The following is a 26,406-nucleotide window of genomic DNA, read 5'->3' as shown; positions in this document are numbered from 1 at the left end:
GGAGCATTTGGTGGCCACGGACTACTACGCGGTACTCGGCGTCCGACGCGACGCGGGGCAGGACGAGATCAAGAAGGCGTTCCGGCGCCTCGCCCGTGAACTGCACCCGGACGTCAACCCGGACCCGAAGACGCAGGAGCGGTTCAAGGAGATCAACGCCGCCTACGAGGTGCTCTCCGACCCGCAGAAGCGTCAGGTCTACGACCTCGGCGGCGACCCGCTGTCGCCCGGCGGCGGGGGCGGCTTCGGCGCCGGAGCGGCCGGGTTCGGCTTCTCCGACATCATGGACGCCTTCTTCGGCGCCGCGACCGGCCAGCGCGGCCCGCGCTCGCGCACCCGCCGCGGCCAGGACGCCATGATCCGGCTGGAGATCACCCTGGAGGAGGCCGCCTTCGGCACCACCAAGGAACTCCAGGTCGACACCGCCGTCACCTGTACCACCTGCAGCGGCGAGGGCGCCGCGCCCGGCACCTCCGCGCAGACCTGCGACATGTGCCGCGGCAAGGGCGAGGTCTCCCAGGTCACCCGGTCCTTCCTGGGCCAGGTCATGACCTCCCGCCCCTGCCCGCAGTGCCAGGGCTTCGGCACCGTCGTCCCGACCCCGTGCCCCGAGTGCGCCGGCGACGGCCGGGTCCGCGCCCGCCGCACCCTCACCGTCAAGATCCCGGCCGGCGTCGACAACGGCACCCGGATCCAGCTGGCCGGCGAGGGCGAGGTCGGCCCCGGCGGCGGCCCGGCCGGCGACCTGTACGTCGAGATCGCCGAGACCAGCCACCCGACCTTCCAGCGGCGCGGCGACGACCTGCACTGCACCGTCACCATCCCGATGACCGCAGCGTCGCTCGGCACCCAGGTGCCGCTGCAGACCCTGGACGGCCTGGAGGAGGTCGACATCCGGCCCGGCACCCAGTCCGGCCAGTCGATCCCGCTGCACGGCCGCGGCATCACCCACCTGCGCGGCGGCGGCCGGGGCGACCTGATAGTGCACGTCGAGGTGCAGACGCCCACCAAGCTCGACCCGGAGCAGGAGGAGCTGCTGCGGCGGCTCGCCATGCTGCGCGGCGAGGAGCGTCCCTCCGGGCAGTTCGCGCCCGGCCAGCAGGGCCTGTTCTCCCGGCTGAAGGACGCCTTCAACGGCCGGTGAGACCCGTACGACCCGGGCCGGGAACGGCGCAGGGGCTGCGTGCCCCCGCCGGTCCCGGCCGGTTTTTTTGACGGCCCCGCGATGGGCTCCTGCTGAGAGGACCGCTGCCCCGATGACCGCACCCGTGTTCGTCGTCGACGACCTGACGGGGGCCGCCCCCGGCACGACCGTCCGCCTCGACGGCGCCGAGGGCCGGCACGCCGCCGCCGTCAAGCGCCTCCAGCCCGGCGAGGCGCTCACCCTCGCCGACGGCCGCGGCCGCGGCGCCGACGGCACCGTCAGCGCGCTGCACGGCAAGGACGCCCTCGACGTGCTGGTCGCCGCCGTCCGCGAGGAACCCGCCCCCGCGCCCCGGATCACCGTCGTCCAGGCGCTGCCCAAGGGCGACCGCGGCGAACTCGCCGTCGAGACCATGACCGAGGCCGGCGTCGACGCGATCGTGCCCTGGGCCGCCTCCCGCTGCATCACCCAGTGGAAGGGCGAGCGCGGCGCCAAGGCGCTCGCCAAGTGGCGGGCCACCGCGCGCGAGGCCGGCAAGCAGGCCAGGCGGCTGCGCTTCCCCGAGGTCGGCGACGCCCTCACCACCCGGCAGCTGCTGCCGCTGCTCGCCGCCGCGGACTTCGCCGCCGTCCTGCACGAGGAGGGCGCGCTGCCGCTGGCCGGCGCGGACCTCCCGGCGGCCGGCGAGATCGTCCTGGTGGTCGGGCCCGAGGGCGGCGTCTCCCCGGACGAGATCGCCGCCTTCGCGGAGGCCGGCGCCGCCCCGTACCGGCTCGGCCCGTCCGTGCTGCGCACCTCCACGGCGGGCGTCGCGGCCGGCGCGCTGCTGCTCGGGCGCACCGGGCGCTGGGGGTAGGTCCGCGGGGCCGGGGTTCCGGAACCGGCAACCGCGTGGTCCCGCAACCTCTGACGTTCGGTGAGCCGGGCGCCCTAGGGTGGCAGGATGACGGAATCGACGCGCGGCTACCTGCGCCACCCCCACCTGCATGGCGACGTCGTGGCCTTCGTCGCCGAGGACGACGTCTGGCTGGCGCCGCTGGAGGGCGGCCGGGCCTGGCGGTTGACGGCCGACCGGGCGCCCGTGGCGACACCGCGGTTCTCGCCGGACGGGCGGTCGCTGGCGTGGACCTCGACCCGGGACGGCGCGCCGGAGGTGCACGTCGGGGCGGTCGAGGGCGGCCCCGCCCGGCGGCTGACGTACTGGGGCAGCCCGTTCACCGCGCTGGTCGGCTGGACCGCCGACGGGCGGCCGGTCGCGATCACCGCCGCCGGGCAGGAGACGATCCGCCGGACCTGGGCGTTCGCGCTGCCGCTGGACGGCGGGGAGCCGGAGCGGCTGCCGTACGGGCCGATCGGCGCGCTGGCCTTCGAGCCGGTGCCGGAGGGCGCGAGCGGCGGGCGGGTGCTGCTCGGCACCCACAACCGGGAGGCCGCGCACTGGAAGCGCTACCGGGGCGGCCGGGCCGGGCGGCTGTGGATCGGCGCGGCCGGGTTCGAACCCCTGCACGCCGGCCTGGACGGGCAGCTGGAGTGCCCGATGTGGGTCGGCGACCGGATCGCGTTCCTGTCCGACCACGAGGGCACCGGACGGCTGTACTCCAGCCTCCCGGACGGCTCCGACCTGCGGGCGCACAGCCCCGCCGGGGACGGCTTCTACGACCGGCAGGCCGCCACCGACGGCACCCGGGTGGTCTGGCAGCGGGCCGGCCGGCTCTGGCTGCTGGACGACCTGGACGGCGCCGCGCCGCGCCCGCTGGACGTCGCCCCGGCCGGGCCGCGGACCCGGCGCCACCCGCACCCGACGCCCGCCGCCGGACAGGTCGAGACCGCCGCCCCGGACCGCACCGGCCGGGCCGCCGCCGTGGTGGTCCGCGGCACCGTGCACTGGCTGACCCACCGGGACGGCCCGGCCCGGGTGCTGGACGAGACGCCCGGGGTGCGGAACCGGCTGGCCCGGGTCGTCCCGGGCGAGGACGGCGCGCAGGGCGCGGTCTGGGTCACCGACGCCGACGGCGACGACGCGCTGGAGTACGCCCCGGCGGTGCTCGGCGCGGAGCGGCGGCGGCTGGCGGCCGGGCGGCTCGGCCGGGTCCGCGCGCTGGTGGCCTCGCCGGACGGCAAGCAGCTCGCGGTGGCCGCGCACGACGGCCGGGTGCTGCTGGTGGCGCTCAGCGACGGCGCGGTCAACGAGCTGGCGCGCAGCGGCGACGGCGAGGTCAGCGGGCTGGTGTTCAGCCCCGACTCGGCGTGGCTGGCCTGGTCGCAGCCGGTGCTCGGCCCGTGGTCGCTGCGCCAGATCATGCTGGCCGACCTGACCTCGCGCACCGTCAGCGAGGCCACCCCGCAGCGCTTCCACGACTACTCGCCGGCCTTCACCGCGGACGGCGCGCACCTGGCGTTCCTCTCGGTGCGGACCTTCGACCCGGTGTACGACCAGCACGCCTTCGACCTGTCGTTCCCCGGCGGCACCCGCCCGTACCTGCTGACGCTGGCCGCCGACACCCCGTCGCCGTTCGGCCCGCGGCGGGCCGGCCGGCCGGTCGGCGGCGAGGAGGACGACGCCAAGGACGGCGAGAAGGAGGCCGCCGCGGTGCCGGTCACCCGGGTCGACCTGGAGGGCCTCGCGGACCGGATCGTGCCGTTCCCGGTGGAGGCGGGCCGGTTCGGGGTGCTGCGGGCCGCGAAGGACGGGGTGCTGTGGACCAGGTACCCGTTCAGCGGTGAACTCGGCGACAGCGCCGCCTCGTTGGACGACGAGCCGGCCCGCACCGCGCTGGAGCGGTTCGACCTGGGCAAGCGCCGGGCCGAGGAACTGCTCTCCGGCGTCGACGCGTTCGCGGTCAGCGGGGACGGCGCCCGGCTGGCCGTGCTGGACGGCGGCTCGCTGCGGATCGTCCCCGCCGACCAGAAGGCCGCCGAGGACGAGGAGGCGGACGTCGACCTGGAGCGGATCCGGGTCACCGTCGACCCGGCCGCCGAGTGGCGGCAGATGTTCGACGAGAACGGCCGCCTGATGCGGGACAACTTCTGGCGGGCCGACCTGAACGGCGTCGACTGGGCCGGCGTGCTGGAGCGCTACCGGCCGCTGGTCGACCGGGCCGGCAGCCACTCCGACCTGGTCGACCTGCTCTGGGAGACGGTCGGCGAGCTCGGCACCTCGCACGCCTACGTGCTGCCGCCCGGCCGCGGCACCGAGGCCGCCCGGCGACAGGGCCTGCTCGGCGCCGACCTGGTGCGCGACGGCGAGGTCTGGCGGGTGGCCCGGGTGCTGCCCGGCGAGTCCTCCGACCCGCGGGCCCGCTCCCCGCTGGCCGCGCCCGGCGCGGCGGTCCGCCCCGGCGACGCGCTGCTGGCGGTCAACGGCCGCCCGGTCGACCCGGTCACCGGCCCCGCCCCGCTGCTGGCCGGCACCGCGGACCACCCGGTCGAGCTGACCGTCCGGGGCGCGGACGGCGCCGAGCGGCACCCCGTCGTGGTGCCGCTCGACGACGAGGAGGCGCTGCGCTACCACGACTGGGTGGCCGGACGGCGGGCCGCCGTCCGCGAGCTGTCCGGCGGCCGGCTCGGCTACCTGCACGTGCCCGACATGCAGAGCGCCGGCTGGGCGCAGCTCCACCGCGACCTGCGGTTCGAGATGTCGCTGGAGGGCCTGGTGATCGACCTGCGGGAGAACCGCGGCGGCCACACCTCGCAGCTGATCGTCGAGAAACTGGCCCGCCGGATCGTCGGCTGGAACCACGGCCGCGACCTGGCCCGCCCCGACCCGTACCCCGGCGACGCCCCGCGCGGCCCGGTGGTCGCGCTCGCCAACGAGTTCTCCGGCTCCGACGGCGACATCGTCAACGCCGCGATCCAGGCGCTCGGCATCGGCCCGGTGGTCGGCACCCGCACCTGGGGCGGCGTGATCGGCATCGACAGCGCGTACACGCTGGTCGACGGGACGCTGGTGACCCAGCCCAAGTACTCGTACTGGGTGGAGGGCTACGGCTGGCACCTGGAGAACCGCGGCGTCACCCCCGACGTCGAGGTCCCGATCGCCCCGCAGGACTGGGCGGCCGGGCGGGACCCGCAACTGGAGACCGCCGTCCGGCTGGCGCTGGAGTCGCTGGAGCGGACCCCGGCGAGGACCGCGCCCCCGCTGGAGTGACGGCCCGGGGTCTTGACCCCGGGAGCTCAACCGTTTGCGAACGACCGGCCGCCCGACGGGTGGCCGGTTTCCCGTCGTGTCCTTTCGGTGCCGCCCTGTTGTCGCTAGGGTGCACGCAGTGACGGCCGAGGGGGGAGCGTTGGGGACACCGGATTTCAGCGTGGACCACGAGGCGCTGGAGGAGTGCGGCCGGAAACTGGACCGGGCCGGGGACGACCTGGAGTCGGCCGGCGGCCGGTTCAGCGGCCCGCCCGACTTCAGCCGGGACTACTTCGGCGACTACGGCGTCCCCGAGGCCGCCGGGAACTTCTTCACCTCCTGGCTGGACGAGTGGCGCCTGGACGTCCAGGCGCTGCGCGAACTCGCCGAGAAGGTGCGGCTCAGCGCGGAGAACTACCGCAGCGCCGACGACGGGCTGGCCGGCGCGGCCGCCTGGTCGCCGGGCTGAGCCGCCCGCGCGGGTCGGTGCGGGCTCGTGTGGGTCCGCTCGGATCCGCGTGGGTCCGCGTGGGGAGGGGACCGTCCGGCACGGCTGAAGGGGAGTCAGCACGGCGATGTCGACGCAACGCGAGCAGGTCGAGAAGCTCAGCCGCGCCATCGAGCGCGCCCACGGCATGTGGGGCGCCGGGGCCCTGCGCGACGCGGTCCGCGACGCCGTCCGGCTGTCCGGGCCCGCGGGCGTGCCCGGCACGATCGACCGGCTCGGCCGGGACTTCGCCGCGATGTCCGGGCAGGTCGACAGCGTCCGGGCCGAGGTCGCCGACGTCGCCCGGAGCCGGCTCCCGGACGTCTGGACCGGGCAGGTCGGCGAGAAGGCCGTCGAGGCCGTCACCGCCGCCGCGCACGACCTGGACCGGATGACCGAGGACTTCACCCGGGCCGGCCGCGTCCTGGTCGAGCTCTGCGACGTGCTGGCCCAGGCCCAGGCCACCCACGCCCAGGCCGGCGGCCCGCTGTCCCGGGCCACCGCCCTGCTGGCGGAGATCACCACCATCGGCGGCCTGCCCGACCCGGTCGACTGGGACGACGACAAGATGCACGAGGCCAAGGCCGAGGCCAGGTACGCGATCGGCCTGATGCTGACCGCCGCCACGCACGCCGAGGAGGCCGGCCACCGCGCCGCCGCCGAACTCAACCGGCTCGCCGCCCAGGCCGAGGCCGCCCGGCTGAAGGGCGGCGGCCTGAGCGCCGCCGACCGGCTGGTGCTCACCGACGCCGCCGGCTTCGCCGACCTGAACCGGATCCTCAGCGCGACCGACGCCACCCGGGCCGGCCAGTTCCTCGAACGCCTCGCCCCCGAGGACCGGCGGCGGCTGAACGCCCTGCTGGCCGGCGCCCGGTCCCCCGACGAGCGCGCCTACCTGCTGAAGGCGCTCGCCGCCGGCCACAGCGTGGACGAGGTCGCCGCGTTCGACGCCCGGATCCACGAGCACGCCACCGACCGGGCCTGGCTCGACCGGCACCTGAACCCGACCCGGCACGACCCGTCGCCCCGCACCGGCATCGACCACCTGGAGACGCAGAACTTCATGGGCGCCAAGTGGGCCCAGGACGGCAACACCTGCGTGGCGGCCTCCACCGTGACCGCCCGGGCCGTGGTCGACCCGGTGTACGCGTTCCAGCTGACCACCGGCGGCCGCCCCGGCGACCCGGCGCACGAGAGCCCGGCCGCCTTCGCCGAGCGGTTCAGGGCCGAGCAGAACCGGGTCTACGACGGCAGCCGGCAGTGGTACCAGGACCTGCCGCTGATCGGCAAGGAGGGCCTGAGCGACGACCAGTCCCGGGACGTGGTGAGCGCGGAGGTCGGCAGCCGCACCGGCACCGACTACCGCGACGTCCCGCTCGGCGGCCAGGACGAGCGGCGGGACGTGCTGGTCGACGTGGAGAAGGCCGTGGACGAGGGCAAGCCCGTCCCCGTGACCATCCGGGGCGGCGAGAACGGGCACGCGCTGATGATCATCGGGCACGACGGCGACAAGCTCCAGGTCTACAACCCGTGGGGCTACACCGTCTGGATCACGGAGGACGACTTCGTCGACAACCGGATGGACAACGCGCTCGACCAGCCGCCCTCGATGAACACCGCCACCAGCGTCCGCCTCCCCAAGTGACCACTCAGGCGAACGCCCCGAGTGAACAGAGAGTCCCCATCATGACCAGCCCTCCGCCCGGCCGGACCGACGCCGAACTCGCCGCCCTGGACGTGCCCGCGCTGCTGCGCTTCGGCCTGCCCCTGGACGGCCCGCGCCGGCGCGCGCTGTTCGCCGACGGCGCGGTGGCCGCCGCGCTCGCGGCCGAGGAGTGCGAGGTGCCCCCGCACGCCGTCGCCTTCCTCTCGGAGGTGGTCCGGGCCGCCGGGCTGCGGGCCGCCGCCGGACTGCCGGAGCCGCTGGTCGGCCCCGGCGCGGCCGACCTCGCCGACGACTGGCTGCACGCGGCCGGCTCGGTGCTCGACCCCGACGACGTGGCCGCCGGGGAGTTGGTCGCCGACTGGCTGGCCGCGGTCGCCGCGCTGCTCGAAGCGCGCCACGTGAGCCGTCGCGCGTGAGGGTGCGGCGGACGGTGAGGGGCGAGGCCCTCTGGGCGGCGGTGCTGGCGCTGGTGCTGGCGGTGCCGGTCTGGGGGCCGCGCTGGCAGGCCAACCACGGGCGGGTGTTCGCCTCGGACACCCCGGTGATCGCGGTCCGGAGCGGCCAGGTGTTCTCGCTGCACTGGTCGCTCTCGGTGGACCCGGGGATGTACCACCGGCCGGCGCAGCCCCCGCCCGACCCGGCGGTGGTGGTCTTCACCGGGATCGACCGGACCCACGGCGACCCCGCCCTGGCCGGCTACGCCGGGGAGCTCTACCTGGTGTTCCGGGCCGAGGGCCGCGGCACCACCGAGCTGACGGTCGACAACTGCCAGGCGGACTGCGGCGGTTCCCTCGACAACTTCCGCGAACGCCGGACCTACCGGATCGTGGTCCGCTGACGGCGGTAAGGTCGTGGCACCAGTGACGGTGAACCAGGAGAGGACGCGGGAGATGGTCGGCGAGCCGCAGGCGGACTGTGTGTTCTGCAAGATCGTGTCGGGGGACATCCCGGCGACCGTGGTGCGCGAGACCGAACGGACCCTGACCTTCCGGGACATCAGCCCGCAGGCCCCCACCCACCTGCTGGTCGTCCCGCGGACGCACCACGCCGACGCGGCCGAACTCGCCGCCGCCGAACCGGGCACCGCGGCCGAACTGCTCACCGAGGCGGGCGCCGCGGCGGCCGGCGAGGGCCTGGCGGCGTACCGGCTGATCTTCAACACCGGCGCGGAGGCCGGGCAGACGGTGTTCCACGCGCACGTGCACGTGCTGGGCGGCAAGCCGCTCACCGAGGGGCTGGTCTGAGCGTTGTCGCAGCGTGAGCTCGTCGTCCTGGGCACCGCCAGCCAGGTGCCGACCCGGCACCGGAACCACAACGGGTACCTGCTGCGCTGGGACGGCGAGGGGCTGCTGTTCGACCCGGGGGAGGGCACCCAGCGGCAGATGCTGCACGCCGGGGTGAGCGCCACCGGGATCACCCGGATCGCGCTCTCGCACTTCCACGGCGACCACTGCCTGGGCCTGCCCGGCGTGGTGCAGCGGATCAACCTGGACCGGGTGCCGCACCCGGTGGACGCCTACTACCCGGCCTCCGGGCAGGTGTACTTCGACCGGCTGCGGCACGCCAGCGCCTACCACGCGACCGCCGAGATCCGGGAGCGCCCGATCACCGCCCCCGGCCCGCTGCCGGCCCCGGGCGCCCCGTTCGCGCTGGCCGCGGCCCGGCTCTCGCACCCGGTGGAGTCGTTCGGCTACCGGCTCACCGAACCGGACGGGTTCCGGCTGCGGCCCGAGAAGCTGCGCGAACTCGGCCTGCGCGGGCCCGCCGTGGGCGTGCTGCAGCGCGAGGGCCGGGTCACCCTGGACGACGGGCGGACGGTCACCGCCGAGCAGGTCGGCGAGGTCCGGCCGGGCCAGCGGTTCGCCTTCGTGATGGACACCCGGCTCTGCGACGGGGTCCACGAACTCGCCGCCGGCGCCGACCTGCTGGTGATCGAGGCGACCTTCCTCGACCGGGACGCCGGGCTCGCCGAGGAGCACGGCCACCTGACCGCCGGGCAGGCCGCCCAGGTGGCCGCCGAGGCCGGCGTGCGCACGCTGGTGCTCACCCACTTCTCGCAGCGCTACCCCGACCCGGCCGGCCACCTCGCCGAGGCCGCGAAGCACTTCGGCGGCGAGATCGCGGTCGCCGAGGACCTGGCCAGGATCCCCGTCCCGCCGCGCCGTTGACCGCGCGCCGCCGGCGCCGGGCCGCCGACCGCGGGCCGGGCCCGCGGTCGGCGGGGGAGCTCCCGGGAAAACCGCTCGCGGATCGGGCCGGGAGAGCCCACCATCGAAGCCGCCGCGCCGCTCCGGCGGACACCCGCGCGGCGTACCCTGGTGACCCGGAGAGCCCGAGCCACACGACACGACGGATTGGGATGAGGCAGGCCGCAGCGCCGACCCATGACTGACACACCGCAGACCCGCACCGACGGACAGCGGCGCCCCGACGAGGCGTCCACCAGCACCCGGATCGTCATCCCGGAGAAGCACCCGATGGTCACCCTGCTGGGCGCGGCCGACTCGCTCCTGCGAGTGATCGAGGAAGGCTTCCCGGGCGCCGACATCCACGTCCGCGGAAACGAGGTGACGGCCACCGGCACGCCCGCCGACGTCGCGCTCGTCAAGCAGCTCTTCACCGAGATGATGCTGGTGCTGCGCACCGGCCAACCCCTGACGGAGGACGCCGTGGAGCGCTCCATCAGCATGCTCAGGAGCGCCGCCGAGGACCCGGCCCACCCGGCCCCGTCCGAGGTGTTCACGGCGAACATCCTGTCCAACCGGGGCCGCACCATCCGCCCCAAGACGCTGAACCAGCAGCGCTACGTCGACGCGATCGACAAGCACACCATCGTCTTCGGCCTCGGCCCGGCGGGCACCGGCAAGACCTACCTGGCGATGGCCAAGGCCGTGCAGGCGCTGCAGGCCAAGGAGGTCAACCGGATCATCCTGACCCGGCCGGCCGTCGAGGCGGGGGAGCGGCTGGGCTTCCTGCCCGGCACCCTGTACGAGAAGATCGACCCGTACCTGCGCCCGCTCTACGACGCGCTGCACGACATGATGGACCCCGACTCGATCCCGCGGCTGATGGCGGCGGGCACCATCGAGGTGGCGCCGCTCGCCTACATGCGCGGCCGCACCCTGAACGACGCCTTCATCATCCTGGACGAGGCGCAGAACACCTCGCCCGAGCAGATGAAGATGTTCCTGACCCGCCTGGGCTTCAACTCCCGGGTGGTCGTGACCGGCGACACCAGCCAGATCGACCTGCCGGGCGGCACCCGCTCCGGCCTCAAGGTGGTCCAGGAGATCCTCGTCGACGTGCCGGACATCCACTTCTCGGTGCTGACCAGCACCGACGTGGTGCGTCACAAGCTGGTCGGCCGCATCGTGGATGCGTACGAGCGCTGGGACGCCCGGCAGGAGGCCGAGGAGTCCGGCGACCGCAAACCCGTCCAACGGCGGGGCGCCCGGGCGCCCCGGCAGTCCCATCGCACCGAAAGCTGAGTACTGAGCCCTCCATGTCGATCGACATCGCCAACGAGTCCGGGTGGGACGTCGACGAGGAGTCCATCCTCGACGTCGCCCGCTACGCCCTCGACAAGATGCGGATCCATCCGCAGTCCGAGCTCTCCGTGATCCTCTACGACAGCGAGTCGATGGCGGAGCTGCACGTCCAGTGGATGGACCTGCCCGGTCCGACCGACGTGATGTCCTTCCCGATGGACGAGCTGCGTCCGGGCAAGGAGGGCGAGGACCTCCCCGAGGGCCTGCTCGGCGACATCGTGCTCTGCCCCGAGGTGGCGAAGGAGCAGGGCCTGGCCGCCCCCACCAAGCACTCGATGGACGAGGAGCTGCAGCTGCTCACCGTCCACGGGGTGCTGCACGTGCTCGGCTACGACCACGAGGAGCCCGACGAGGAGCGCGAGATGTTCGCGCTGCAGAAGCGGATCCTGGACGACTGGCGGGCCGGCCGCGGCCTGTCCGGCCTGTCGCCCGCGCCGACCGTCCACTGAGGGCCGGCCCGCTGTGAGTGGTGAGAGTACGAGCTTCCTGATCGGCGCGCTGCTGCTGGTCGGCCTCGGCTGGCTGGCGGCGTGCGCCGAGGCGGGCATCTCCCGGATGTCCCGGTTCCGGGCGGAGGAGGCGGTCCGCTCCGGGCGGCGCGGCTCCGACCGGCTGCTGACCCTGGCGTCCGACAACATCCGCTACCTCAACCTGGCGACGCTGATCCGGGTCGCCAGCGAGATGGGCGCCGCGGTGCTGGTCACCGTGGTGTGCGTGCGCGGCTTCCAGCAGACCTGGCAGGCCGTGCTGGTGGCGTTCGGCGTGATGGTGCTGGTGTCCTTCGTGGCGGTCGGGGTCTCCCCGCGCACGATCGGCCGCCAGCACCCGCTGAGCACCGTCACCGCCGCGTCCTACGTGCTGCTGCCGCTGGCCCGGATCCTCGGGCCGATCCCGCGGCTGCTGATCCTGCTCGGCAACGCGCTGACGCCCGGCAAGGGCTACAAGGAGGGCCCGTTCGCCTCCGAGGCCGAGCTGCGGGCGCTGGTCGACCTCGCCGAGAAGGACGACCTGATCGAGGACGAGGAGCGCCGGATGGTGCACTCGGTCTTCGAGCTCGGCGACACCATCGTCCGCGAGGTGATGGTGCCGCGCACCGACCTGGTGATGATCGAGCGGCACAAGACCGTCCGGCAGACCCTGACCCTGGCGCTGCGCTCCGGCTTCTCGCGGATCCCGGTGGTCGGCGACAACGAGGACGACGTGGTCGGCATCGTCTACCTCAAGGACCTGGTCCGCCGCACCCACATCAACCGGGACGCCGAGTCCGAGCAGGTCGACTCGGTGATGCGCCCGGCGGTGTTCGTCCCCGACTCCAAGCCCGCCGCCGACCTGCTGCGCGAGATGCAGCAGATGCGCTCGCACGTCGCGATCGTGATCGACGAGTACGGCGGCACCGCCGGCCTCGTCACCATCGAGGACATCCTGGAGGAGATCGTCGGCGAGATCACCGACGAGTACGACCGGGAGATCGCCCCGGTCGAGGACCTCGGCGACGGCTCGTACCGGATCACCGCCCGGCTCACCGTCGAGGACCTCGGCGAGCTGTTCGGGATCGAACTGGACGACGAGGACGTCGAGACCGTCGGCGGCCTGCTCGCCAAGTGCCTGGGCCGGGTGCCGATCCCCGGCTCCTCCTGCGAGGTGCCGGTGCCGGAGGGCAGCGGACTGGCCGCGATCAGCCTCACCGCCGAGAGCTCGGCGGGCCGGCGCAACCGGATCGGCACCGTGGTGGCCAGCCCGGTGCGGATCCCGGAGGAGAGCGGGGAGCCGGCCGAGGAGGCCGCCTCCTAGCGGTCGCGCCGGGGCCGGCGCCAGCGCCTGCGCTGTTGCGGCGGGCCCCTGGACGGGTCGTCCCAATCGGCGGTGCCGGTTGGGACGGTTCGGCCGGGGGCCCGTTTGCCATGCCGCCCCGGGCGCGCGCACCGTGGAAGACATGGCACATCTACTGCGCGCGGAGTACGGCCCGAGCGGGCCGGCCGGCGGGGTGGCCAGGTGGCACGTGGTCCGTGCCGCCGACCCTTCGCACGGCATGTGCGGCGCCGAGATCGCCTCGGACGCCGAGAGCAGGCCGGAGGAGGCCTGGGGCACCGGGCTGCACTGCTGCCAGCAGTGCGGGTCGCTGTACCTCCACGAAGTGCCGTTCCTCCGGTCCGACCACGCGGGGAGGACCTGATGAGACTGCACGACGAACTCCCGGTCGACCACCGGCTCGGCACGGTCTACCGCTACGGCGCCGGCCTGGGCGGACTGTTCCTGGTGGTGTTCGGGATCCTCGGCCTGACCGGCACCAGCCCCGGCTTCCTGGACACCTCCGGCAAGGAGGTGCTCGGCCTGTCCAGCAACGGGGCGCTCAGCGTGCTGTCGCTGGTGGCCGGCGGGATCCTGATCCTGGGCGCGGTGATCGGCGGCAACACCGCCTCCACCGTCAACATGGCGGTGGGCACGCTGTTCGTGCTGGCCGGCTTCGTCGGCCTGACGGTGCTGGACTCCAGCGCCAACCGGCTCGCCTTCCACATCTCCAACGTCATCTTCAGCTTCGTGTTCGGCTTCGTCGTCCTGACCTTCGGCATGTACGGCCGGGTCAGCGGCCACCTGCCGCACGACAACCCGTACTGGCGCGAACGCCACCCCGGCACCGGCGCCGGCACCCGCCCGGACGGGCCGCCCGCCCTGGTGAAGGTGCTCCGCCCGGGCCCGCCCAACCCGACCGGGCACTGACCCGGGGGCACCGGCCGACCCGTCGTAGAGTATGACCGCAATGGCCCGACGGACCGTCAGATCCGCCGGGCCGCAGTCTGCTTGGAGGGGGAACGACGATGACGGGGCGCACGCTCGGCACACTGGTCAGCTCGCCGATCGGGTTCGGGGCGATGGTGCTCTCGCCCGGCATGTACGGCGAGATCGACGAGCGGCGCGGACAGGACGCGCTGCGGGCCGCGATCGGCGCCGGGGCCCGGATGATCGACACCGCCGACGCCTACGGTGCCGACGGCCACAACGAACAGCTGGTCGGCCGGGCCCTCCGGGGGCGCCGGGACGAGGTCGTGCTGGCCACCAAGTTCGGCCTGCGGGTGCCGGAGGGCGCCGAGGCGCACCGCTTCCCGGTGCACTTCGCGTTCGGCGAGCTGGCGGTGAACTGCGAGCCCGAGCGCGTCCGAGGCTACGCGGAGCAGTCGCTGCGCAACCTCGGCACCGACGTGATCGACCTGTACTACCCGCACTTCCCGGACCCGCAGGTGCCGTTCGAGGAGACCGTCGGCGCGGTCGCCGAACTGATCGCGGACGGGCTGGTGCGGCACCTGGGCGTCTCCAACGTGACGGCCGCGCAACTGCGCGCCGCGCACGCGGTGCACCCCGTCGCCGCGGTGCAGACCCAGTGGTCGATGTGGCAGCCGATCGACCCGGAACTGCTGGCCGCCGCCCGCGAACTGGGCATCGGCGCGGTCGCCTGGAGCCCGCTCGGCGGCGGCTTCCTGACCGGCACCGTGCGGCAGGTCGCCGAGGGCGACTTCCGGCAGCACCACGCCCGCTTCTCCGCCGAGAACCTGGCCGCGAACAACGACCGGTACGCCCCGCTGCGCGCGATCGCCGCGGAACTCGGCGTCACCCCCGGCCAGTTGGCGCTCGCCTGGCTGCTGCACCAGGACGACCACGTGGTGCCGATCCCGGGCAGCCGGACCCCGGCGCACATCGCGGAGAACCAGGCCGCGGCGGAACTCGCGCTGGACGCCGCGACCCTGGGCCGGATCGAGACCGCGCTCGCCGCGTTCGCGCCGGTCGGCGAGGGGGCGCTGCTCAAGGACTGAGCGGCGGCGGCCGGCCCGGGCCCAACGCCTATGCTCGGGGCCATGACCGAGATTTCCGAGCTGGACCCCGAGGACAAGAAGATCATCACGCTGGCCCGCTCGGCCCGCGCCCGCAACGGCGTGGCCGAGGGCGCGGCGGTCCGGGACGAGACCGGGCGGACCTACGTGGCCGGCACGGTGGACCTGGCCTCGCTGAAGCTGAGCGCGCTGCGGACGGCCGTGGCGATGGCCGTGGCGAGCGGAGCGAAGGGCCTGGAGGCGGCCGCGGTGGTCTCCGCCGCCGACGCCCCGGCGGCGAACGACCTCGCCGCCGTCCGGGACCTGGGCGGCGCCGGCACCCCGGTGCTGCTGGCCGGGCCGGACGGGACGCTGAAGCTGGCCGCCGCGGCGGAGTGACGCCGCTCGGCGGGGCCGGGCGGTCGGCGTCGGTCGGGCGGTCGGCGTCGGTCGGGCCGGGGCGACGCGGGACGGACGTGGGGCGGGCGGGGCCGGGCAGGCTCTCGTCCGCCCTTTTGCGGGCCCGATGGGTGCGATAATCGCATCGGTCGGGGTTCGGTCCCGGCGGGGGAGGGGACATGGGCGTCGCGGCGTTCTTCTGCGGGCTGCTGCTCTGCGTCATGGGCTTCGGGCGCTGGCACGAGACCGGCTCCCCGTGGTGGCTGGGCGGCACCCTGGCACTGCTGGCGCTCGTGGTGGTCGGCGCGATCACCGGGGGCGGGAAGAAGACCGGCTGAACGCCCGCCGACCGTCCGGCCGGGTCTCCCGGCGGGGGTCGGCTAGGACTCGGCGGAGGCCCGGCGGGGGCTCGGCGGGGGCTCGGCGTGGGCTCGGCACGGCCTCGGCGGGGGCTCGGGCGGGCGGTGACCGGCGCGGCCCCGGGGATCGGGGACAATGGGTGCCATGAATGCCCCTTCCTCCCCGTACCGCTCCGGGTTCGCGTGCTTCGTCGGCCGTCCCAACGCGGGCAAGTCGACCCTGACCAACGCCCTGGTCGGGACGAAGGTCGCGATCACCTCCGACCGTCCGCAGACCACCCGGCACACCGTGCGCGGCATCGTGCACCGCCCCGACTCCCAGCTCGTCCTGGTCGACACCCCCGGGCTGCACAAGCCCCGCACGCTGCTCGGCGAGCGGCTCAACGACCTGGTCCGCACCACCTGGGCCGAGGTGGACGTGATCGGCTTCTGCGTCCCCGCCGACCAGAAGCTCGGCCCCGGCGACAAGTTCATCGCCAAGGAGCTCGCCGAGATCCGCAAGACCCCGAAGGTCGCGATCGTCACCAAGACCGACCTGGTCGACTCCAAGCGGCTCGCCGAGCAGTTGATCGCCGTCCACCAGCTGGGCGCCGAGCTCGGCATCGAGTGGGCCGAGATCATCCCGGTGTCGGCCGTCGGCGACCAGCAGGTCCAGCTGGTGGCCGAGCTGCTGGCCAAGCTGCTGCCGGAGGGCGTGCCGCTGTACCCGGACGGCGACCTCACCGACGAGCCCGAGCAGACCATGGTCGCCGAGCTGATCCGGGAGGCCGCGCTGGAGGGCGTGCGCGACGAGCTGCCGCACTCGCTGGCCGTGGTGGTCGAGGAGATGATCCCGCGCGAGGGCCGCCCCGCCGACCGCCCGCTGCTGGACATCCACGCCAACGTGTACATCGAGCGGCAGAGCCAGAAGGCCATCGTGATCGGGGCCAAGGGCGCCCGGCTCAAGCACGTCGGCACCACCGCCCGCAAGCAGATCGAGGCGCTCCTGGGCACCCCGGTCTACCTGGACCTGCACGTCAAGGTGGCCAAGGACTGGCAGCGCGACCCCAAGCAGCTGCGTAAGCTCGGTTTCTGACGGGGAGTCGCGCGGGGAGGGGCCGGGCTCGATGGAACTGCACACCCACGAGTGGGGCCGGGGCGACCGCACCGCCCTGCTGGTCCACGGCATCCAGGCCGACCACCGCACCTGGCGGGTGATCGGCCCCGCGCTCGCCGAGCGCGGCTACCGGGTGCTCGCCGTGGACCTGCGCGGCCACGGCGCCTCCCCGCGCGGCACCGGCGCCACCCCCGTCGAGCGGTACGGGCCCGAGCAGTTCGCCGCGGACCTGGTCGACACCCTGCCCGCCGGGGCGGACCTGGCGATCGGCCACTCGATGGGCGCCCTGGCGCTCCAGCGGGCCGTCGAGGCGCTGAAGCCCGCCCGGGCGGTCTACAGCGACCCCGCGTTCGTCTACGACCGCCCCGGGCTCGGGCCGGAGCCGTTCATCGCCTTCAAGCGCTTCGGGACCAGGCGGTTCATCGCCACCATGCACCCCGACTGGTCCGCCGAGGACGTGGACACCGAACTCGCCGCCCTCGACCTCTGGGACGCCGACACCGCGACCGGCCTCTGGTCGCACCCCGGACTGTCCGTCCTGCCCGGCCCCCCGAGCGTCCCCTCGCTGGTCCAACTCGCCGACCCCAGCGGCCTGGTGACGGACGAGGAGGCCGCCGAACTGCGCCGCCGCGGCTACCTGCTGCGCACGGTGCCGGGCGCCGGGCACTGCATCCACCGCGACGACCCCGCGGGCTTCCTCGCCTCGCTGGACGGGTGGATCTGAGCCGCCCGGTGGCGAGCGGTCCGCCGGAGCGGTCGGTGGTCGGCGATCCGCGGTCCGTGGCGGGAGCGGCGGCGGGCGGGGTCAGGCGCCTTCGCGGAGCACCAGGCCCACCAGTTCGCGCTGGGACTCGGTGAGCTTCGGGTCGGCGCAGTGGACGGTGCGGCCGTCCACGGTGATCTCGTAGTGGAAGCCGTCGGGCACGCCGTACGCGGGCGCGCGCAGCCCGCCGGCCACCGCCTCCCGGGCCAGGGCGTGCACGTGCGGGGCGTCCGTGCGCTCCGCGGTGTCCATCTCGGCATAACGGAGCAGGCCGGCGAACCCGCCGGTGCGGGTGACCTGGATGCGCATGGTTGTCAGTGTGCTACGCACCGGAGGTGTTTGCCGAGGCTTTTCACCAACTCCCCCGCAGCGTCCGCCCGCTCCCGGGCGGACGGGGGCCGGTGCCGGACCGGACGGGCGTCCGCTGCTCGGGCGGGCTTTCGGTTCGACACCGGTCGGCCGGCCGGCCCGTCTCAGTGGGTGGGATCGTGGCCGGGCTCACTGCGCCGGCCCGGCCGGTCTTGTTACAGTGGCGGCATCATGCGTATCCGGCTGCTTCTTCTTAGCTGCCGCGGCGAGGGCCTGTAGTCCAGTGAAGGCCGGCCCCCTCGCCGCGGGGAGTCGTGTTGCGCCCAGTGTGATGTTTCGCGGCGCATTCAGTCGGCCGAGTCGGGTGTCCTGTATCCCCCGACCGCAGACCGCCTTCGACAAGGGAAGCCGAGAGCCTCACCCATGACCGAACAGTCCTCCGTCGCCCGCCCGTTCGTCGACCGCCCCACCCCGATCACCGCCGCCACCGTGCAGCAGAAGCCCTCGGGGATGCCCTTCCGGCGCTACGTGCCGTTCGGCACCGTCGACCTGCCGGACCGCACCTGGCCGAGCAAGGTGATCACGCAGGCCCCGCGCTGGCTCTCCACCGACCTGCGCGACGGCAACCAGGCGCTGATCGACCCGATGTCGCCGGCCCGCAAGCGCAAGATGTTCGACCTGCTGGTGAAGATGGGCTACAAGGAGATCGAGGTCGGCTTCCCCTCCTCCGGGGCCACCGACTTCAACTTCGTCCGTTCGCTGATCGACGAGGGCGCGATCCCCGAGGACGTCACCATCTCGGTGCTGACCCAGGCCCGCGAGGACCTGATCGAGCGCACCGTGGAGTCGCTGAAGGGCGCGCCGCGGGCCACCGTGCACCTGTACAACGCGACCTCACCGCTGTTCCGCCGGGTGGTGTTCCGGGCGGGGAAGGAGGAGATCAAGGCCATCGCGGTGGACGGCACCCGCCTGGTGATGGAGTACGCCGAGAAGATCCTGGGCGACGAGACGGTCTTCGGCTACGAGTACTCGCCGGAGATCTTCATCGACACCGAGCTGGACTACGCGCTGGAGGTCTGCGAGGCGGTGATGGACGTCTGGCAGCCCGGCGAGGGCCGCGAGATCATCCTGAACCTGCCGACCACCGTCGAGCGCTCCACCCCGAACGTCTACGCCGACAAGATCGAGTGGATGTCGCGGAACCTGTCGCGCCGCGAGTTCGTCTGCCTGTCCACCCACCCGCACAACGACCGGGGCACCGGCGTGGCCTCCGCCGAGCTGGCCGTGATGGCCGGTGCCGACCGGGTCGAGGGCTGCCTGTTCGGGCAGGGCGAGCGCACCGGCAACCTGGACCTGGTCAACGTCGGGATGAACCTGTTCTCCCAGGGCGTCGACCCGATGATCGACTTCTCGGACATCGACGAGATCCGCCGCACCGCCGAGTACTGCAACCAGATGCCGGTGGCCGAGCGCCACCCCTACGCGGGCGACCTGGTCTTCACCTCCTTCTCCGGCTCGCACCAGGACGCGATCAAGAAGGGCTTCGACGCCCTGGAGGCCGACGCGGCCGCCGCCGGCGTCCCGGTCGGCGAGCACACCTGGGGCGTGCCCTACCTGCCGATCGACCCGAAGGACGTCGGCCGCAGCTACGAGGCGGTCATCCGGGTCAACTCGCAGTCCGGCAAGGGCGGCATCGCCTACGTCCTGAAGAACGACCACAAGCTGGACCTGCCGCGCCGGATGCAGATCGAGTTCTCGCGGATCATCCAGGCCAAGACCGACGCCGAGGGCGGCGAGGTCACTCCCGCCGCCATCTGGGCGGTCTTCCAGGACGAGTACCTGCCGACCCCGGCCAACCCGTGGGGCCGGATCTCGCTGAGCGGCTCCCGCAGCCTGACCACCGAGGACGGCCGCGACGCGCTGAGCACCGAGGCCGTCGTCGACGGCACCCCGATCACCCTGACCGGCACCGGCAACGGCCCGGTCTCCGCCTTCGTCAACGCGCTGGCCTCGATCGGCGTGGACGTCCGAGTACTGGACTACGCCGAGCACGCGCTGAGCGAGGGCGGCGACGCGCAGGCCGCCGCGTACGTCGAGTGCGCCGTCGGCGACAAGGTGCTGTGGGGCGTGGGCATCGACGGCAACACCGTGCTGGCCTCGCTGAAGGCCCTGGTCAGCGCCGTCAACCGGGCGGCCCAGCGCGACTGACGCCGCGGCCCGGCGCGCGCCGCGCGCCCCGCTGTTGCGAGGGGACCCGCCACCGGCGGGTCCCCTCCGCGGCTTCGGCGGCCCGGACCCTTGCCCGGTACGGACATTGACGGATCATCAGGAGATATCCGGCCCGCGGTGCGGGCGTTCGGACCGTGTCGTCGATCACATGTGGCCCCGGTCACAAATTTTCCCCTCGGCACCCGTTCAGGGTGCTGACACGAGCCGGTAACCGTGGCAACATCGTCGAACCGGAACCGGGGTCGGTGGGACGACTCCGGAGTCCGGTCGCGTGACCTGCCCATTGATGTGCAGGCCGCCTGCCATGTCTGGGGAGTGGCGCCGTGACAGGGTTGTGGGGTGTTCGCCCTAGGTGGCGGACGGATGTCCTCGGTGAATTCTTCTGCCCGGGCTGTGGCGGAGACCGCAACTACCGCCGGCAGCACGGCCGGCGGTGGCTGCGGTTGCTCGGGACGCCGGTCCTGCCGCTCGGCGGCGTGGCCCGCAGCGTCCAGTGCACCTCCTGCCGCGGCCGCTACGGCACCGAAGCCCTGGAGCAGTTGACCTCGGTCCGGCTCGGCGCGATGCTCCGCGACGCCCAGTACACCATCGCCCTGGCCGCCCTCGCGGCCGGCGGCACCGCCGGGCGCAGCGGACGCGAGGCGGCCTGCGCGGTGATCAGGGAAGCCGGGTTCGAGGACTGCGGCGAGGCCCAGGTGCTGGCCGCACTGGCCGCGCTCTCCGGCCACGGCGGCGGCGAACCGCTCGACGTGGACGTCGAGGGCGGCGGACTCGCCGTCGAACTGCACGCCGCACTCGAACCGCTCGCCCCGCACCTGGCCGTCCAGGGCCGCGAGCGGCTGCTCACCCTCGGCGCCGTGGTCGCCCTCGCCGACGGCCGCTACCTCCCGCAGGAGCGGGCCGCGCTCGCCGTGGTCGGCCGCTGCCTGCGCCTGACCGCCCGGCAGGTCGACCAGCTCCTCGAAGCGGCCACCCGCGCCCCGCGCTGACCCCGCCGTCGCCCTCCGCCGTTCCCCTTCCTGCTCCGTCCTGTTTCCGCACCCTCCATGAGCCGGGCCCGAAACCCCCCTCCCGGGCCCGCCGTGTCCCGCACCGCACGGGTGAAAGCCCCCCACAACCCCGGTGCGGGCTCACGGCTGCGCCGCCGCACTGTCAGCGGGGTGCGGGACAATGGGTTCCACCATGAGTCTCTTCCGCGACGACGGCATCGTGCTGCGCACCCAGAAGCTCGGCGAGGCCGACCGGATCATCACCTTCCTCACCCGCCAGCACGGCCAGGTCCGGGCGGTGGCCCGGGGAGTGCGCCGGACCAAGTCGAAGTTCGGCGCCCGCCTCGAACCGTTCTCGCACGTCGACGTCCAGTTCTTCAGCCGCGGCAGCGACCTGGTCGGCCGCACGCTGCCGCTGTGCACCCAGGTGGAGACGATCGCCCCCTACGGCGCCCGGATCGTCGACGACTACACCCGCTACACGGCCGGCACCGCGATGCTGGAGACCGCCGAGCGCTTCGCCGAGAACGAGGGCCAGCCCGCGGTCCAGCAGTACCTGCTGCTGGTCGGCGCCCTGCGCACGCTGGCCGCCGGCACCCACCAGGCGCACCTGGTGCTGGACGCCTTCCTGCTGCGCTCGCTCGCCGTCAACGGCTACGGCGCGAGCTTCACCGACTGCGCCCGCTGCGGACTGCCGGGCCCCAACCGCTTCTTCTCGCTCCAGGCGGGCGGGGTGCTCTGCGGCGACTGCCGGGTACCCGGAAGTGCCGTACCCTCCCCTGAGACACTGGTACTGCTCGGCGCGCTGCTCTCCGGAGACTGGCAGACCGCCGACGGCTGTGAGCCGCGGTACTGGCGCGAGGGCAGCGGGCTGGTGGCCGCCTACCTGCAGTGGCACCTGGAGCGGGGCATCCGCTCGATGAGATACGTGGAGAAGTGAGCATGGTCGCGCGACGGCTGTTCGGCAGCAAGCGGACGTACGAGACCCCCGCACCGCACCCGAGCGGCGCCAGGCCGCCGAAGATCCCGAGCGACCTGGTCCCCCACCACGTCGCCTGCGTCATGGACGGCAACGGCCGCTGGGCCAAGGAGCGCGGCCTCCCCCGCACCGAGGGCCACAAGGTCGGCGAGGGCGTCGTCCTCGACGTGCTGCGCGGCTGCCTGGAGATCGGGGTCAAGAACCTCTCGCTGTACGCCTTCTCCACCGAGAACTGGAAGCGTTCCCCGGAGGAGGTGAAGTTCCTGATGAACTTCAACCGGGACGTGATCCGCCGCCGCCGCGACGAGATGGACGCCATGGGCATCCGGATCCGCTGGGTCGGCCGGATGCCGCGGATGTGGAAGAGCGTCGTCCAGGAGCTCCAGGTCGCCCAGGAGCAGACCAAGGGCAACGACGCGATGACGCTGTACTTCTGCGTCAACTACGGCGGCCGGGCCGAGATCGCCGACGCCGCGCTGGCCATCGCCCGCGACGTCGCCGCCGGGAAGCTCAACCCGGAGAAGGTCAACGAGAAGCTGTTCGCCAAGTACCTCTACTACCCGGACATGCCGGACGTCGACCTGTTCCTGCGTCCCAGCGGCGAGCAGCGCACCTCCAACTTCCTCGCCTGGCAGTCCGCCTACGCCGAGCTGGTCTTCCAGGACGTGCTCTGGCCGGACTTCGACCGCCGCGACCTGTGGCGCGCCTGCGAGCAGTACGCCCACCGCGACCGCCGCTTCGGCGGTGCGCTCCCCAACGAGGTCGGCGCCGAGGTGCCGCCGCAGCGCTGACCTCGTCGAGGAGCGCGGCCGCGGCCGTGGCAGCGGCGGGGGCTGGAGCAGCGGCTGCAACATCGGCGATGGCGGTGGCGGTGGCGGTGGCTGGGCACGGACGAGGGCCCGGATCGGACTGTTCCGATCCGGGCCCTCGCCGCTGCCGGGGTCGGGGCGGCGGCTGTCGCCCCGACCCCGGCAGCGGCGGTGCGGTCACTCCGGCTGCTGCCTGGCGGCGCACTCGCCGCAGGTACCGAAGATCTCCAGGGTGTGCGCGATGTCGCTGAACCCGTGCTCGGCGGCGACCGCGTTGGCCCAGCGTTCGACCGCCGGCCCCTCGACCTCGACGGTCGCCCCGCAGTGCCGGCACACCAGGTGGTGGTGGTGACCGCTGCTGCAGCGCCGGTACACCGCCTCGCCCTCGGCCGTGCGCAGCACGTCCACCTCGCCGGCCTCGGCGAGGGACTGCAGGGTGCGGTAGACGGTGGTCAAGCCCACCGAATCGCCCCGGTGCTTCAGCATGTCGTGCAGTTCCTGCGCGCTGCGGAAGTCCTCAATCTCGTCCAGGACCGCCGAGACGGCGGTGCGCTGCCGAGTCGATCGCGCGCGCGGCGACGGGCCTGCGGTGGTCACCGTGGGTCCTCCTGCTGATCGGGTGGTTTCGCACATCATTGTGCCAGCCCCCGACTTGACAGCGACTCCCCCGACGGCGGCTCTCCGGTCGGCGGCCGGTCGGCCGCCGGTCCCGACCCCGCCCGGACCGGCTCCTGGCCCCGCGGGGCCGGCTCCGGACCCGGGGAGACCGGGCCGCCGGCGCCCGCCGCGGGCGCGCCCGAGGCGCCCGGGGCCGCTCCCGGGGCGCGGCCGGGTGCCGCCTCGCCGCCGGGCAGGGCCACGTCGCACACCGCCGGCCCGTGGCCGGACTCCACCCGGTGCCGCCACCTGGCCAGCGGCGCGGCGATCGCACTGAACAGGGCGAAGGTCAGGATGGCCAGGAACACGATGGTCGGGCCGGAGGGCAGGTCGGCCTGGTAGGAGGTGCCGACGCCGAACAGCGCGGTGACCACGCCGACCCCGATCGCGGTGGCCTGGGTGGCCGCGAAGGACCTGGTCAGCTGCTGGGCGGCGGCCACCGGGACCACCATCAGCGCGCTCACCAGCAGCAGGCCGACCACCCGCATGGCGACGGTCACGGTGACCGCGGCCATCACCGCGATCAGCAGGTTGAGCACCCGCACCGGCAGGCCCGTCACCCGGGCGAACTCCTCGTCCTGGCAGACCGCGAACAGTTGGCGGCGCAGGCCCACGGTGACCGCGACGACCACCGCCGCGAGCAGGCCGATCACCGCCAGGTCGCCGGGGGAGACGAACAGGATCGAGCCCCACAGGTAGCTCTCCAGGCTGCCCGCGCCGGACTGGCTGCTCATCGAGACCAGCAGCTTGCCGCCGGCCATGCCGCCGTAGAAGAGCATCGCCAGCGCGATGTCGCCGCGCTGGTTGCCGCGGGCCCGGACCAGCTCCATCACGACGGCGCCGAGCACGCAGACCAGCACCGCCGTCCACATCGGGTTGGCCTGGAACAGGAAGCCCAGGCCGACGCCGGTCAGCGCGACGTGCCCGATGCCGTCGCCCATCAGGGCCTGCCGGCGCTGCACCAGGTAGATGCCGATCGAGGGTGCGGTGACGCCGACCAGCACGGCGGCCAGGAAGGCCCGCTGCATGAAGTCGGGTTGGAACATCTCGATCATGCCAGTAGCCCCTGGGTGGTGCGGTGGTGGTCGTCGGCGTGCGGGTGGACGTGGTCGTGGCCTGGCAGCGCGTGCTGGCCGACGCCCCGGGGCGGTGGCCCGTCGTGCGCCACGCAGCCGTCGCGGAGCACCACGGCGCGGTCGATCAGCGGCTCCAGCGGCCCGAGTTCGTGCAGCACCAGCAGTACCGCGCAGCCGCGCTCCACCTCGGTGCGGAGGATCCCGGCGAGCACCTGCTGGCTGTCCACGTCGACGCCGGCCATCGGCTCGTCCATGATCAGCAGGTCGGGGCGGCCGACCAGGGCGCGGGCGATCAGCACCCGCTGGTGCTGCCCGCCGGACAGGTGGGCCACGCCGTCGCCGGCCCGGTCCAGCATGCCGACGGCGGCCAGCGCCCGGTCCACCGCGGCCCGGTCCTTGCGGCGGAACGGCAGCAGCCCGTGCTGCGGCAGCCGCCCGGTGGAGACCACCTCGCGGACCGTGGCGGGCACCCCGCCGGCCGCGGTGGTGCGCTGCGGCACGTAGCCGATCCGGTGCCAGTCCCGGAACTTGCGCTGGGGCGTGCCGAACAGCTCCAGGCCGCCCCGGTCCAGCGGTACCGAACCGATCACGCTCTTCACGGTGGTGGACTTGCCGGAGCCGTTGGCGCCCAGCAGGGCGACCACCTCGCCCGGCCCGACGGTCAGGTCTATGCCGCGCAGCACCGGCCGGCCGCCGACGGTGGCCACCGCGCCCCGGAGGCTGATGACCGCCGGTCCGGCGTCCTCGCCCGGGGCCGGGCCCGGCCGGTCGGTGCCCGTCGTGGGGATGGCAGCACTCATGGTGGTTCCTCGCTCCGCTCTCGCCGCTCGCTCGGGTCCGTTCGGGGGTGGGTTCAGCGGGTGCCGAGCGCGGCCCGCAGGTTGGTCAGGTTCTGCCGCATGACGGAGAAGTAGTCGTTCCGGTCCGGCTCCTTGATCCCCTCCAGGGGGTCGAGCACGGCGGTCTTGAGGCCCAGGTCGGCGGCGACGGTGTTGGCCAGCTTAGGGCTGACCAGGGCTTCGAAGAAGACGGTGGTCGCGCCGTTCTCCCGGGCGGCCCGCTGGATCGCGGCCATCCGGGACGGGGTGGGCTCGGCCTCCGGGTCGACCCCGTTGATCGCGACCTGCTCCAGCCCGTAGTGGTCGGCCAGGTAGCCGAAGGCGGCGTGGCTGGTGACGAAGGTCCGGGTGCCGGAATTCGCCAGGCCGTCCCTGAACTCCTGGTCGAGGGCGGTCAGCCGGGTCACCAGGTCGTCGGTGTTGCGCTGGTAGTCGGCGGCGTTGGCGGGGTCGATCTCCGCGAACTCGGCGCCCACGCTGCGGGCCACCGCCGCGTACCGGGTCGGGTCCAGCCAGATGTGCGGGTCGCCGGCCGGGCCGTCGTGCTCGTGCCCGTGCTCGCCGTCGTGCGCCTCGGTCCCGTCCGCCCCGCCCTCGTCGAGGTGGTGGTCGACCAGCGGGGAGACGGCGGTGGCGTCGACCGGGTGCTTGACGTGGGACTGCGCGACCGCCTTGTCCACGGTCGGCTGCAGGCCCTTGAGGTAGACCACCGCATCGGCCCGCTGGACGGCCGCGACCTGCTTGGCCGTCAGCTCCAGGTCGTGCGGCTCCACGCCCGGGGCGGTCAGGTCGGTGACCTTGACGTGCTCCCCGCCTATCTGCCGGGCCAGGAACTCCATCGGGTAGAAGGACGCGACCACTTCGAGCCGCCCGCCGTCCCGGCCCGCCGCGCTGCTGGCCCCGCCGCAGCCGGAGAGCAGCAGCGATCCGGCGACGGCGGCCGCCGCGAGGGCTATCGGGGGAGTGGCGCGACGAATCTTCATGACAACCATTCTCATCTTATCTGGAAATGATTGTCAACTTGCATTGGGTGGACCCGTCACGTACCGAGCGCCGCGCCGCACCCCGAGTGCGCCCGCACCGCGCCGCGCCGCGCCCCGGCGGCGCCTCCTGCCGGGCCTCCGCGCG

The 26,406-nt window shown here is 73.9% G+C and carries 28 protein-coding genes; 23 read left to right on the top strand and 5 right to left on the bottom strand.

The window, feature by feature from the left end; genetic code table 11:
- The first annotated feature begins 10 nt into the window (after positions 1 to 10).
- The 19 genes from dnaJ (at position 11) to KSE_RS12495 (ending at position 17,352) form a co-directional block, all read left to right on the top strand.
- Positions 11 to 1,144, top strand: coding sequence for a molecular chaperone DnaJ (gene dnaJ, locus KSE_RS12580; protein WP_014135694.1), 1,134 nt, complete (start codon positions 11 to 13; stop codon positions 1,142 to 1,144).
- A gap of 112 nt (positions 1,145 to 1,256) precedes the next feature.
- Complete coding sequence (locus KSE_RS12575) at positions 1,257 to 2,000, top strand: 16S rRNA (uracil(1498)-N(3))-methyltransferase (protein WP_014135693.1); 744 nt, start codon at positions 1,257 to 1,259, stop codon at positions 1,998 to 2,000.
- Between the two features lie 87 nt (positions 2,001 to 2,087).
- A complete protein-coding gene (locus tag KSE_RS12570) occupies positions 2,088 to 5,291 on the top strand; it encodes a S41 family peptidase (RefSeq protein ID WP_014135692.1) in 3,204 nt (1,067 codons plus the stop codon).
- A 139-nt stretch (positions 5,292 to 5,430) separates the two neighbouring features.
- Entirely contained in the window at positions 5,431 to 5,739 is a 309-nt protein-coding gene (locus KSE_RS12565; RefSeq protein ID WP_148283092.1) for a hypothetical protein, read from the top strand.
- A 106-nt stretch (positions 5,740 to 5,845) separates the two neighbouring features.
- Complete coding sequence (locus KSE_RS12560; RefSeq protein ID WP_014135690.1) at positions 5,846 to 7,402, top strand: cysteine peptidase family C39 domain-containing protein; 1,557 nt, start codon at positions 5,846 to 5,848, stop codon at positions 7,400 to 7,402.
- A gap of 41 nt (positions 7,403 to 7,443) precedes the next feature.
- The gene (locus KSE_RS12555; RefSeq protein WP_014135689.1) at positions 7,444 to 7,839 is read left to right on the top strand and encodes a hypothetical protein; all 396 of its coding nucleotides are present in this window, start codon (positions 7,444 to 7,446) and stop codon (positions 7,837 to 7,839) included.
- 14 nt (positions 7,840 to 7,853) lie between these two features.
- The gene (locus tag KSE_RS12550) at positions 7,854 to 8,261 is read left to right on the top strand and encodes a hypothetical protein (RefSeq protein ID WP_014135688.1); all 408 of its coding nucleotides are present in this window, start codon (positions 7,854 to 7,856) and stop codon (positions 8,259 to 8,261) included.
- 52 nt (positions 8,262 to 8,313) lie between these two features.
- Complete coding sequence (locus KSE_RS12545) at positions 8,314 to 8,667, top strand: HIT domain-containing protein (RefSeq protein WP_014135687.1); 354 nt, start codon at positions 8,314 to 8,316, stop codon at positions 8,665 to 8,667.
- Positions 8,668 to 8,670: 3 nt separating this feature from the next.
- Positions 8,671 to 9,591 carry a ribonuclease Z gene (locus tag KSE_RS12540; protein WP_014135686.1) on the top strand — a complete coding sequence of 307 codons (921 nt, stop codon included), beginning with the start codon at positions 8,671 to 8,673 and terminating at the stop codon, positions 9,589 to 9,591.
- A 216-nt stretch (positions 9,592 to 9,807) separates the two neighbouring features.
- Complete coding sequence (locus KSE_RS12535) at positions 9,808 to 10,911, top strand: PhoH family protein (protein ID WP_014135685.1); 1,104 nt, start codon at positions 9,808 to 9,810, stop codon at positions 10,909 to 10,911.
- Positions 10,912 to 10,925: 14 nt separating this feature from the next.
- A complete protein-coding gene (gene ybeY / locus KSE_RS12530) occupies positions 10,926 to 11,420 on the top strand; it encodes an rRNA maturation RNase YbeY (protein WP_014135684.1) in 495 nt (164 codons plus the stop codon).
- Positions 11,421 to 11,433: 13 nt separating this feature from the next.
- Positions 11,434 to 12,762 carry a hemolysin family protein gene (locus KSE_RS12525; protein WP_014135683.1) on the top strand — a complete coding sequence of 443 codons (1,329 nt, stop codon included), beginning with the start codon at positions 11,434 to 11,436 and terminating at the stop codon, positions 12,760 to 12,762.
- Positions 12,763 to 12,904: 142 nt separating this feature from the next.
- Positions 12,905 to 13,144, top strand: a complete 240-nt coding sequence (locus tag KSE_RS12520) for a hypothetical protein (RefSeq protein ID WP_014135682.1) — start codon at positions 12,905 to 12,907, stop codon at positions 13,142 to 13,144.
- A complete protein-coding gene (locus KSE_RS12515; protein WP_014135681.1) occupies positions 13,144 to 13,689 on the top strand; it encodes a DUF4383 domain-containing protein in 546 nt (181 codons plus the stop codon). The genes KSE_RS12520 and KSE_RS12515 overlap by 1 nt, the downstream gene beginning before the upstream one ends.
- A 98-nt stretch (positions 13,690 to 13,787) precedes the next feature.
- Positions 13,788 to 14,777, top strand: coding sequence for an aldo/keto reductase (locus tag KSE_RS12510; protein WP_014135680.1), 990 nt, complete (start codon positions 13,788 to 13,790; stop codon positions 14,775 to 14,777).
- Between the two features lie 42 nt (positions 14,778 to 14,819).
- The gene (locus tag KSE_RS12505) at positions 14,820 to 15,173 is read left to right on the top strand and encodes a cytidine/deoxycytidylate deaminase family protein (RefSeq protein WP_033258276.1); all 354 of its coding nucleotides are present in this window, start codon (positions 14,820 to 14,822) and stop codon (positions 15,171 to 15,173) included.
- A 179-nt stretch (positions 15,174 to 15,352) separates the two neighbouring features.
- The gene (locus KSE_RS42790; protein WP_014135678.1) at positions 15,353 to 15,511 is read left to right on the top strand and encodes a hypothetical protein; all 159 of its coding nucleotides are present in this window, start codon (positions 15,353 to 15,355) and stop codon (positions 15,509 to 15,511) included.
- Positions 15,512 to 15,677: 166 nt separating this feature from the next.
- The gene (era, locus tag KSE_RS12500; protein WP_014135677.1) at positions 15,678 to 16,607 is read left to right on the top strand and encodes a GTPase Era; all 930 of its coding nucleotides are present in this window, start codon (positions 15,678 to 15,680) and stop codon (positions 16,605 to 16,607) included.
- A gap of 31 nt (positions 16,608 to 16,638) precedes the next feature.
- Positions 16,639 to 17,352 carry an alpha/beta fold hydrolase gene (locus KSE_RS12495; RefSeq protein WP_014135676.1) on the top strand — a complete coding sequence of 238 codons (714 nt, stop codon included), beginning with the start codon at positions 16,639 to 16,641 and terminating at the stop codon, positions 17,350 to 17,352.
- An 81-nt stretch (positions 17,353 to 17,433) separates the two neighbouring features.
- Here the strand turns inward: KSE_RS12495 and KSE_RS12490 are convergent, their stop codons facing one another.
- Entirely contained in the window at positions 17,434 to 17,700 is a 267-nt protein-coding gene (locus KSE_RS12490; protein ID WP_014135675.1) for a protealysin inhibitor emfourin, read from the bottom strand.
- 423 nt (positions 17,701 to 18,123) lie between these two features.
- Between KSE_RS12490 and leuA the strand changes: the two genes are divergently transcribed.
- The 4 genes from leuA (at position 18,124) to KSE_RS12470 (ending at position 22,688) form a co-directional block, all read left to right on the top strand.
- Positions 18,124 to 19,908, top strand: coding sequence for a 2-isopropylmalate synthase (leuA, locus tag KSE_RS12485; protein ID WP_014135674.1), 1,785 nt, complete (start codon positions 18,124 to 18,126; stop codon positions 19,906 to 19,908).
- A 464-nt stretch (positions 19,909 to 20,372) separates the two neighbouring features.
- Positions 20,373 to 20,918: a TerB family tellurite resistance protein gene (locus KSE_RS12480; protein WP_331457822.1), complete on the top strand. Its 546-nt coding sequence runs from the start codon at positions 20,373 to 20,375 to the stop codon at positions 20,916 to 20,918.
- A 193-nt stretch (positions 20,919 to 21,111) separates the two neighbouring features.
- Complete coding sequence (gene recO, locus KSE_RS12475) at positions 21,112 to 21,858, top strand: DNA repair protein RecO (RefSeq protein WP_014135672.1); 747 nt, start codon at positions 21,112 to 21,114, stop codon at positions 21,856 to 21,858.
- A gap of 2 nt (positions 21,859 to 21,860) precedes the next feature.
- Positions 21,861 to 22,688 (top strand): isoprenyl transferase, encoded by an 828-nt coding sequence (locus KSE_RS12470; protein WP_014135671.1) that lies wholly within the window; start codon positions 21,861 to 21,863, stop codon positions 22,686 to 22,688.
- Between the two features lie 195 nt (positions 22,689 to 22,883).
- Here the strand turns inward: KSE_RS12470 and KSE_RS12465 are convergent, their stop codons facing one another.
- From KSE_RS12465 to KSE_RS12450, 4 genes are read right to left on the bottom strand one after another with little or no spacing between them, the layout of a single operon-like run.
- Positions 22,884 to 23,303 carry a Fur family transcriptional regulator gene (locus KSE_RS12465; RefSeq protein WP_014135670.1) on the bottom strand — a complete coding sequence of 140 codons (420 nt, stop codon included), beginning with the start codon at positions 23,301 to 23,303 and terminating at the stop codon, positions 22,884 to 22,886.
- Between the two features lie 35 nt (positions 23,304 to 23,338).
- On the bottom strand, positions 23,339 to 24,418 hold the full coding sequence (locus KSE_RS12460) for a metal ABC transporter permease (protein ID WP_014135669.1): 1,080 nt from the start codon (positions 24,416 to 24,418) through the stop codon (positions 23,339 to 23,341).
- On the bottom strand, positions 24,415 to 25,239 hold the full coding sequence (locus tag KSE_RS12455; RefSeq protein WP_014135668.1) for a metal ABC transporter ATP-binding protein: 825 nt from the start codon (positions 25,237 to 25,239) through the stop codon (positions 24,415 to 24,417). Before KSE_RS12455 ends, KSE_RS12460 begins: the two co-directional genes overlap by 4 nt.
- A 53-nt stretch (positions 25,240 to 25,292) precedes the next feature.
- Positions 25,293 to 26,261 (bottom strand): metal ABC transporter substrate-binding protein, encoded by a 969-nt coding sequence (locus tag KSE_RS12450; protein WP_014135667.1) that lies wholly within the window; start codon positions 26,259 to 26,261, stop codon positions 25,293 to 25,295.
- Positions 26,262 to 26,406 lie beyond the last annotated feature (145 nt).

The sequence above is a fragment of the Kitasatospora setae KM-6054 genome (assembly GCF_000269985.1).
In the GTDB taxonomy this organism is placed as follows: Bacteria; Actinomycetota; Actinomycetes; order Streptomycetales; family Streptomycetaceae; genus Kitasatospora; species Kitasatospora setae.
Note: the sequence above shows the minus strand (reverse complement) of the source record. Positions and strands in the feature narration are given on the sequence as shown.

Coding starts and splice junctions, on each gene's coding strand:
- KSE_RS12575 (WP_014135693.1), top strand. CDS start 1,257: ATGACCGCACCCGTGTTCGTCGTCGACGACCTGACGGGGGCCGCCCCC.
- KSE_RS12570 (WP_014135692.1), top strand. CDS start 2,088: ATGACGGAATCGACGCGCGGCTACCTGCGCCACCCCCACCTGCATGGC.
- KSE_RS12560 (WP_014135690.1), top strand. CDS start 5,846: ATGTCGACGCAACGCGAGCAGGTCGAGAAGCTCAGCCGCGCCATCGAG.
- KSE_RS12555 (WP_014135689.1), top strand. CDS start 7,444: ATGACCAGCCCTCCGCCCGGCCGGACCGACGCCGAACTCGCCGCCCTG.
- KSE_RS12545 (WP_014135687.1), top strand. CDS start 8,314: ATGGTCGGCGAGCCGCAGGCGGACTGTGTGTTCTGCAAGATCGTGTCG.
- KSE_RS12535 (WP_014135685.1), top strand. CDS start 9,808: ATGACTGACACACCGCAGACCCGCACCGACGGACAGCGGCGCCCCGAC.
- ybeY (WP_014135684.1), top strand. CDS start 10,926: ATGTCGATCGACATCGCCAACGAGTCCGGGTGGGACGTCGACGAGGAG.
- KSE_RS12520 (WP_014135682.1), top strand. CDS start 12,905: ATGGCACATCTACTGCGCGCGGAGTACGGCCCGAGCGGGCCGGCCGGC.
- KSE_RS12515 (WP_014135681.1), top strand. CDS start 13,144: ATGAGACTGCACGACGAACTCCCGGTCGACCACCGGCTCGGCACGGTC.
- KSE_RS12510 (WP_014135680.1), top strand. CDS start 13,788: ATGACGGGGCGCACGCTCGGCACACTGGTCAGCTCGCCGATCGGGTTC.
- KSE_RS12505 (WP_033258276.1), top strand. CDS start 14,820: ATGACCGAGATTTCCGAGCTGGACCCCGAGGACAAGAAGATCATCACG.
- KSE_RS42790 (WP_014135678.1), top strand. CDS start 15,353: ATGGGCGTCGCGGCGTTCTTCTGCGGGCTGCTGCTCTGCGTCATGGGC.
- era (WP_014135677.1), top strand. CDS start 15,678: ATGAATGCCCCTTCCTCCCCGTACCGCTCCGGGTTCGCGTGCTTCGTC.
- KSE_RS12495 (WP_014135676.1), top strand. CDS start 16,639: ATGGAACTGCACACCCACGAGTGGGGCCGGGGCGACCGCACCGCCCTG.
- KSE_RS12490 (WP_014135675.1), bottom strand. CDS start 17,700: ATGCGCATCCAGGTCACCCGCACCGGCGGGTTCGCCGGCCTGCTCCGT.
- leuA (WP_014135674.1), top strand. CDS start 18,124: ATGACCGAACAGTCCTCCGTCGCCCGCCCGTTCGTCGACCGCCCCACC.
- recO (WP_014135672.1), top strand. CDS start 21,112: ATGAGTCTCTTCCGCGACGACGGCATCGTGCTGCGCACCCAGAAGCTC.
- KSE_RS12470 (WP_014135671.1), top strand. CDS start 21,861: ATGGTCGCGCGACGGCTGTTCGGCAGCAAGCGGACGTACGAGACCCCC.
- KSE_RS12460 (WP_014135669.1), bottom strand. CDS start 24,418: ATGATCGAGATGTTCCAACCCGACTTCATGCAGCGGGCCTTCCTGGCC.
- KSE_RS12455 (WP_014135668.1), bottom strand. CDS start 25,239: ATGAGTGCTGCCATCCCCACGACGGGCACCGACCGGCCGGGCCCGGCC.
- KSE_RS12450 (WP_014135667.1), bottom strand. CDS start 26,261: ATGAAGATTCGTCGCGCCACTCCCCCGATAGCCCTCGCGGCGGCCGCC.